The organism is Nostoc paludosum FACHB-159 (genome assembly GCF_014698835.1).
GTDB classification, from domain to species: Bacteria; Cyanobacteriota; Cyanobacteriia; order Cyanobacteriales; family Nostocaceae; genus Nostoc; species Nostoc paludosum.
The window spans coordinates 25,317-32,769 of the sequence record NZ_JACJTU010000065.1 but is presented as its reverse complement, the minus strand read 5'-3'; the positions used below and the strand labels follow the sequence as shown (position 1 = coordinate 32,769).

Sequence of the window (7,453 nt, the reverse complement as noted above, 5' to 3'; positions counted from 1 at the left end):
CTGATTCATCCACATACTTTAAATCGATTTCGCCAGCTGCCGCAGATAATTCCAGCATTTCTAAGTCAGCCTGTTTGATTTGCTGTACTACCGGATCTTGTTTCCTCTTATGGCTTTTTCTGGTTCGTTTCCAAATGACCCCCTTTTTTTAAGTACCTGTCTTAACCAGTCAGGACTTAATTTTACGGAGCGTTCTTGTTCTAATTTTTGAGCTAACTGAACACTGTTATATGTACGTGGCTCAAGCTCCAAACATTCTTCTAAGAAAACCATGTCAGCTTCCACCCACCTTGATTTTCCTCCCCGCCCTGGTTTCTCCCAAAGACCTTCTAAGCCTAACTTTTCCCATCTATGCAACACTTCTCTCACTGTTTGGGCAGTCCAGTTAAAATGTGCTGCTATCTTCTCTACATACCAACCATGTCCGCTCAATCTAATCACTTCGGCTCTGTCTTTCACCTTCTGAGGTACATCTGCCGTTCTCAGGTTTAAAAGAGTTCTATCCTGCTCTCTAGTCAGAAATACCCTTAAACGACTGCCCATATCGCTTTTACCTTTGTAGACACATTGTACGTATTTACTTATCTTTACATAGTTTGGTTTTTTCACCTCGTTCTACTTATGCTTAAATTCAACTCTACAATTACGTTAGGGAATTTCTGAGTCATAGGGTAGAATCTTGAGGTAGACTCATGGGTATTAAATTTCAACAGTAGCTACCTGTCAAAAGTTTTCTGCCAGATTGCTTAGGCGTTCATAGACAACGATGAGACGGTCTCCTTCTAATTCCACAGAATTACTAGGATAATTTTGAATAGCTCCCAGTAGTGTAACTTCACCATTTTGCTTAATAGATTCACCTAAAGCAGTTCGTAGTGCTTGTTGGTTTAATTCTCCTGCGGGGGGATGAACTACCTCACCAATTTGGTTAACTAAAACTGGCCCAGCCCAACTAGAGAGTAAGTTATTTAAAAAAGTGCGATCGGCTTTGATGCCAGATTTGAGTGCTTTACGTGCTAATGCGGGTTCTTGTTGAGCCGCCTGCAAATAAGCCCTTAATGTTGGGGTAGTCTTGCCAGTTTCTGCAAATTGATTTAATTCTTGAACAGATATTGGGCCTTGAAAATCGCCATATTTTAATATAACTTGCTCGGCAGCATCAGCATTGTTACTTGAAAATAGAACGATAGCGCCTACGCCTAAAGCTACTGTTTGACTGAGTAGCTTAGCAAGCTTTTTGGTGTTTAATTGATTCCAAAGTTGAAAAATTTGCATTATTTTGTCGAAGTTTTTAATTATGTGGAGTCTATATGGATGGGCAAAAAACACCCAATGCGCTATTTTACAAAATTCCTACTACAGATACATGATTATGGGCGTATATATATACGCCCCTACAACCAATTAATTTGTTGCAAAAATTTCGGAAAACAGTATTATTTTTGAGCCTTTTCATTAGGCGAAGCTGCATGAGGTAGTATTGATTTTTCTTCGTCTAAAGTTGGTGCAGGTATACCTAAATGCTTCCTTGCAGCTTCTTCAGCTAGCTGTCGGTCTTGTTCAGTCTCGAACTGACTTTCATCTAACAAATGAGGGTTTTTTGCTGCTTCATCTCGGCTTGGGCGATAGCCGTTTTTCCACCTATACTTCCAGTCCATAGTTTCGATAAGCAGATATACTGCAATTTGATTTCCTAGTTCTACATCGTAGGCGGTTAATGTAAGATGACACTCTTGCTATAGGTTGAAGAGGCTCATTCAAAGGGTATAAATTTAACATTTTTTGTGTTAAGAATACGCGGTAGGGCTGGGGGTATGATGACTATGGTTATTATTGGCTATTGGCGATCGCCCCTGCAAAGATAAAATTTATTTTTAATTTTATTTTAAAAGTGTCTTCGTTCTAAGAATAAAACTATTATTTTATACTAATCGTATAGTCTGGGCTGATTTGATCGGCAGCAGCAGCAACTTTTTGAATCACATTTTGGGGTAAAGGAACATATCCCAATTCAGGGGCAATTTTCTGACCTTCAGTCAAAGCGTAGTCTATGGTTGCTTCGATTGCTTTGGCTTTTGCGGCATCAGAATACTTCTTATAAGCTAAAAGCCAAGTGTAAGTAACAATGGGATAAGAATCAGCTCCTTCTGGATCGGAAATGAAGACGCGGAGGTTTGTTGGTAGGCTTACTGATTCCAAGGTTTTAGAGGCTGATTTGAAGCTAGGATAAATAAACTTACCACTTTTGTTTTCTAATGCAAAAAATTTCAGATTATTTTGTTTGGCATAGCCGTAGTCGACATAACCAATAGAACCTTGTGTTTGTTGGATTTGGGCGGTAACACCTTCATTACCCTTTCCACCAATTCCCGTCGGCCAGTTCACAGTTTTGCCTTCGCCAACTTTACTCTTCCACTCCGGGCTGATAGCACTAAGATGTTTTGTGAACACACCCGTGGTTCCGCTACCATCGGAACGATGAACAACTATGATTGGTTGGTTAGGAAGTTGAGCACTAGGGTTAGCCGCAGCAATTTTCGGATCGTTCCAAGTTTTGATTTTGCCTAATAAAATATCAGCGTAAACAGCCCGTGTTAGCTTCAGTTCGGCAACATCTGGCAAGTTATAAGCTAGCACGATACAACCAGCAGTTACGGGCAGTAAAATAACGCCCTTATCCTGTGGCACTTTCTGGATTTCTTCATCTTTCATAGCTACGTCGCTAGCACCAAAGTCTACTGTGCCTTTGATAAATTGCTCAACTCCAGCACCACTACCAACTGACTGATACTTAACTTGCAAATTTGGATATTTTTTGTTCAAATCTGTAAACCAGGTATCATATAGTCGTGCTGGAAAAGACGCACCAGCCCCAGTTAAGCTGACATTTCCATCGAGCTCCAGTTTGGTTGGCATGGAGGAGATATTATTGCTGGAATCTTGTGATTGAGAAGACGGGTTTTGTTGCTGGGTTGAGAAGAACTGGATTAAAATTCCAGTAGTAATTACTGCCCCAGCTAAACTCGATGCAACTTTCCAAGGTATTTGCGGTAAAATTTTCGGCTTAGTTGTAGAAGCGTCTAGTGATTTTGGAAGTTGTTCAGTTACAGCTATAGATTTTAAATTTGGAATAGTCTGACCTTTTTGTTCCTGAACTGGCTGCTGATTTTGTTGAACTTCGCGGCTTTGAAATACTTGTTCCTCGATCAAACTAACTTCTGAACTAGTAATGTTTAAAGTTTGCTGCAACCGTTGTAAATCTTTACGATTTTCAGCACTAATGGGATATTCGTATTGAATTAATTGACGTAGTACTTGCTCATATTGCCTTAAATTCTGTTGCAAGGCTTCAACTTCAGCATTAATTCTCGCTTCAATTTGCACAATATCTTTAGGGTTGAGTCCTAAAATTCGCTGTTGATGTCGCAGTTCATTGTGTTTCTCTTCACTAAGAGGACACTGCTGCTTTGCCGCTCTAGTAAATGCTTGTTCGTATTGCTGTAATTTATCTCGATAGAGTTCTATTTCAGCAGTAACGCGGCTTTCAAGAAATGCTAAATCTTCATCAGTAATTTGCCATTGACGCTGCATTTGCTCCAATTGTTCGCGAGTAGTTTGACTAAGAGGATACTCTTGTCGCATTGCTTCAGATAATGATTGCTCGTACTCTCGTAGATGCCGCTTATATTCTTCAATTCTTGCCTTAACCCGCACCTCAATTGGCATTGTATCTTCATTCCTCAGCCCCAAAATTTGCTGAAGATTCAGTCGTAACATATTGAGATCATCTTCACTCAGGGCTAATTGCTGCTGGAGTGCCTCACTAAAGTCCCGTTCATATCGCTGTAACTTTTCTCGAAATTCCTGGCGAGTAACCGCTAACATTTCATCTTCAATTGCAGTTGCTTCTATTTCAGATAGTCCTAAGCGGCTTCTCATGGCATCCAAAATCTTGCGACCGACAAAAGTAACTTCTCCACGATTACTGTATCGCGCTACTTCTTTGCGATACTTCTGTTTGGGATCGCCTGGCGGAACTTTTGCCAGTCGAATCTTAAAGCCCTCTCTACTGGTATAGATTTCTGGCCTCATCGTCGGCTGCATTTCTCTAACTTTATTACTGGCATAATCATGCAACTCGTCAATTGAGACAAACTCATCTTCATCTAAGTCCGCCGCCCCAGTTGTAATTCCTTCAATCAAATAACGGGTATAAATTGAAAGGTCTGACCCTTGCTGCTCAAAGGAATATTGAGTCGAACTAGATGAAGTGAGAACAGCCCGCCCCTCTCCTCCTAATTGCTCGCGAATATTTACTGTACCGTCATCTTTGGCTGATAAACCCTCAGCAAAAGCACCGCTAAAGCAACTGTCCAGAATCACCACTTGCCGCTTAGAACGGCTGCGGCTCATACTTTCATGTACAACACTGGCTGCTACTGCCGATGAGCGAATTAAATCACCTCTGGGAGTTTTGCGTGTGGTGCGCGTTGCTAAGAAAAGTCTGCCTGTGTCATCTTTAATGCCATGACCAGAGAAAAAAAGCAGCAACAAATCATCTTTCTGACGATGAGCAAATAGATTTTCGATCGCTTCTTCCATCTCTTGGCGCTGGGGATTTTTTAGCACCATAATGTCTGTTTCACTAAAGCCACCCATTTCTGGATGTACCAGTACTTGCTGCATCGCTTCAACATCTTTGACAGCACCTGGTAGCGGATTCAAACCAGGCTCATACTCACTCACCCCAATCAGCAACGCTACCTTAACCATTTGAAATTCTTTATCCTGCTACAAATTTCTGTGCTGCTTCAATTGCTGCTTCTAGTTCTTGCCGACTGCTGGCTTTTACTTTCAGTTTCTTGCCATTGGCCTCAATTTCTAGTTCAATAGTCTTGTTACCAAGGCGATAAGCCGCTCCGCGTCTACGCCTAAAAATCCCATCAGTGCTTTAATATTCTTGGCATTCACCTGCGCTGTTAGCCAACCCACAGCCAACCCTGTAAGTGACTTGCTGCCTGCTGGCGCTTCTGCTTCACGGAAAAGACTAGCATCTTCCACTTCATCCAGTTCCAGCATCTGTTGCAACAGTCTCTGCGTTTCGTCTTGCAGCTCATCGTCATCTAAATCAGGCTCTTGCAAGGCGATGGTAATCTGGACGTTGGATGTACTCGCCATTTTTAACCTCTAATTGTGGTTAATGCTTAAATTATCACAACTATCTTATACAAGCTAGTTAGTCACAATTCCAGTCTGGATTGTTGTGAATAAATAATTTACCAAGATGCATAGCGTACTATAAATAGGAAGAGTACTCCAAAGTTAAAATAAATACTATTACTGAACACAGCAAGCCCTAATTAATTTAGCAATACGAGAGCGATCGCTGTTGTAATGTCATACAAAATTTCATAGTCACACCCACTGTTTCACATGTAGGATATGTGTATTAGCCACTATCTTGTGAAGCTTATGGTTAACATAATAGGTCAACTTACTTTAGAAGAATTTCTCAGCCTTCCAGAAGGAGATGTATACTATGAGTTTGTTGATGGTCAAGCAGTCCCCAAAGTGTCTCCAAAATTTTTTCATTCAAGTTTACAGATAGCTTTAGGATTACTAATTCGTGCATGGTGCAAAGGCAAAGGTAGAGTTCTTCCTGAGTGGGCAATTCTCTTAAAACGTCAAGGTAAAGATTGGGCACCTCTACCAGACTTAACCTACATATCTTACGAACGTTTACCCAAAAGTTGGAAGCGTAATGAAGCTTGTCCTGCAATTCCAGAATTGGTAATTGAAATTATCTCTCCAGACCAGACGATAAAGGAATTTGAAGAGAAAGCGAAGGATTATTTAGCTGCGGGTGTGTCCAGAGTTTGGGTGATAGATCCAGAAGTTATGAGTATTAAAGTTTTTCTGCCTGATGGATCAAATCAAGTTTATACGGATAACACACCCATTGTAGATACGCTACTTCCAGGTTTAGAATTAACCACAAGGCAGGTATTTGAAGAGGCAGAATTAGTTTGAATTTTAGAGTGGAATGACTAGGTTAGGCTACGCCTATGCAATTTTGAAGAATTAAGAATTCAGAATCACTTTTGGCGATCAATTCAATTCAACCACTGATAACCTAGCGTTAGTCAATCGTAAATTAATTCTGAATACTGACTCCTGACTCCTGAATTCTTTTTTGATAATTTATCTTTTAAAAAACATCAACTTTATCTAATTTTTCCCAAGGTAGTTCTATATCTATCCTTCCTACATGGCCATAAGCAGCAAGTTTCCTATAGAAACTACCTTTATTTAATGCAGGTAAATGTCTTAAATTAAATTGTTTGATAATTCCTGCAAGCCTAAAATCAAAATGCTTTTCTAAAAGAATTGTGATTTCTTCATCTGCAATTTTGCCTGTGCCAAAAGTTTCGACTTGGACACTCACAGGTCTAGAAAGTCCTATAGAATAACTAAGCTGTACTTCACATTCATCTGCTAGTTTTGCAGCTACGATATTTTTCGCTGCATAACGAGCGATATATGCTCCTATTCTATCGATTCTAATTGGATCTTTACCGCTTAAAGCTGAACCACTATGTTTGGAATATTCGCCGTATGTATCTATGGCATTTTTTCTACCGGTTAACCCAGAATGAACCGCAGGGCCTCCGCGAATAAATGGCCCGTCTGGATTAATAAATATTCTTGTCTGTGCATCTGGTTTAATTTCTTCATTTTCAAATATAGGAGAAATTACTGTCTCTCGAATATCATCCTGTAATTGCTTTAATTCTGGTTTTGATGCTTTGTTTTGACTGGCAATAACTGTAATACTATGAATTCTATACGGGCGGCGATTTTTATATTCAACTCCTACTTGAGTTTTGCCGTCGGGAGTCAGGTATGGAAGCATTTGTTGGCGTCTGACTTCACTAATTTGTTTAGCAAGTTTGTGGGCTAGCCATATTGGTAAGGGCATGAAACTCGATGTTTGATTGCAGGCAAATCCAAATACTGTTACTTGATTATTAACGGTGATTTTTTCAATTTCTGTGTCAGTTAAACTGTTTTCATCAAATAAATGGTGTTTATCTAAGGGTAATTCTCTAAGACTAGTTAAAATGCTGCAAGTTTTACCATTAAATTCTTTATGCTCGTAGCCTACTTGTTCGATTACTTGTCTGGCTATATTAGTAAAATCGACGTTGGTGTTGGGTTCAAATCTGGCGGCGAGAAAAACGATGCCTGTAGAGACTGCACATTCTGTAATTACTCTCGAATATGGGTCTTGTTGTAAGAAGCGATCGACGATCGCATCGCTAATCTGGTCGCAAAGTTTATCTGGATGCCCTTCGGTGACTGACTCTGATGTAAACATGAAGTCTTTTTTCATAAATATTTACCTTTGATATGAGACTTCTATTAAAGGCTGATGCAATTTTAGATTTGGGAT

The 7,453-nt window shown here is 40.0% G+C and carries 6 protein-coding genes and 2 pseudogenes; 1 reads left to right on the top strand and 7 read right to left on the bottom strand.

Annotated elements, in window-relative coordinates; genetic code table 11:
- The 6 genes and pseudogenes from H6H03_RS34605 to H6H03_RS34585 form a co-directional block, all read right to left on the bottom strand.
- Positions 1-543 (bottom strand): annotated as a pseudogene (locus H6H03_RS34605) (helix-turn-helix domain-containing protein); the annotation flags it as partial.
- A gap of 180 nt (positions 544-723) precedes the next feature.
- Positions 724-1,275, bottom strand: a complete 552-nt coding sequence (locus tag H6H03_RS34600) for an alpha/beta hydrolase (protein WP_190959534.1) — start codon at positions 1,273-1,275, stop codon at positions 724-726.
- A 161-nt stretch (positions 1,276-1,436) separates the two neighbouring features.
- Positions 1,437-1,658 carry a bromodomain-containing protein gene (locus H6H03_RS34595; RefSeq protein WP_190959533.1) on the bottom strand — a complete coding sequence of 74 codons (222 nt, stop codon included), beginning with the start codon at positions 1,656-1,658 and terminating at the stop codon, positions 1,437-1,439.
- Between the two features lie 259 nt (positions 1,659-1,917).
- Positions 1,918-3,006, bottom strand: coding sequence for a phosphate ABC transporter substrate-binding protein PstS (pstS, locus tag H6H03_RS39895; protein WP_313932001.1), 1,089 nt, complete (start codon positions 3,004-3,006; stop codon positions 1,918-1,920).
- Positions 3,007-4,083: 1,077 nt separating this feature from the next.
- Positions 4,084-4,773 (bottom strand): annotated as a pseudogene (locus H6H03_RS40820) (caspase family protein); the annotation flags it as partial.
- Positions 4,774-4,881: 108 nt separating this feature from the next.
- The gene (locus tag H6H03_RS34585; protein WP_242058127.1) at positions 4,882-5,178 is read right to left on the bottom strand and encodes a hypothetical protein; all 297 of its coding nucleotides are present in this window, start codon (positions 5,176-5,178) and stop codon (positions 4,882-4,884) included.
- 294 nt (positions 5,179-5,472) lie between these two features.
- Between H6H03_RS34585 and H6H03_RS34580 the strand changes: the two genes are divergently transcribed.
- On the top strand, positions 5,473-6,030 hold the full coding sequence (locus tag H6H03_RS34580; RefSeq protein WP_190959531.1) for a Uma2 family endonuclease: 558 nt from the start codon (positions 5,473-5,475) through the stop codon (positions 6,028-6,030).
- Between the two features lie 178 nt (positions 6,031-6,208).
- On the opposite strand, the gene metK is transcribed toward H6H03_RS34580, so the two are convergent.
- On the bottom strand, positions 6,209-7,393 hold the full coding sequence (gene metK / locus H6H03_RS34575; protein ID WP_190959530.1) for a methionine adenosyltransferase: 1,185 nt from the start codon (positions 7,391-7,393) through the stop codon (positions 6,209-6,211).
- Positions 7,394-7,453: the final 60 nt, after the last annotated feature.

Bases quoted from the DNA above. Each gene is read 5' to 3' on its own strand.
- metK (WP_190959530.1), bottom strand. From the start codon at position 7,393: ATGAAAAAAGACTTCATGTTTACATCAGAGTCAGTCACCGAAGGGCAT.
- H6H03_RS34580 (WP_190959531.1), top strand. From the start codon at position 5,473: ATGGTTAACATAATAGGTCAACTTACTTTAGAAGAATTTCTCAGCCTT.
- H6H03_RS34600 (WP_190959534.1), bottom strand. From the start codon at position 1,275: ATGCAAATTTTTCAACTTTGGAATCAATTAAACACCAAAAAGCTTGCT.
- H6H03_RS34585 (WP_242058127.1), bottom strand. From the start codon at position 5,178: ATGGCGAGTACATCCAACGTCCAGATTACCATCGCCTTGCAAGAGCCT.
- H6H03_RS34595 (WP_190959533.1), bottom strand. From the start codon at position 1,658: ATGGACTGGAAGTATAGGTGGAAAAACGGCTATCGCCCAAGCCGAGAT.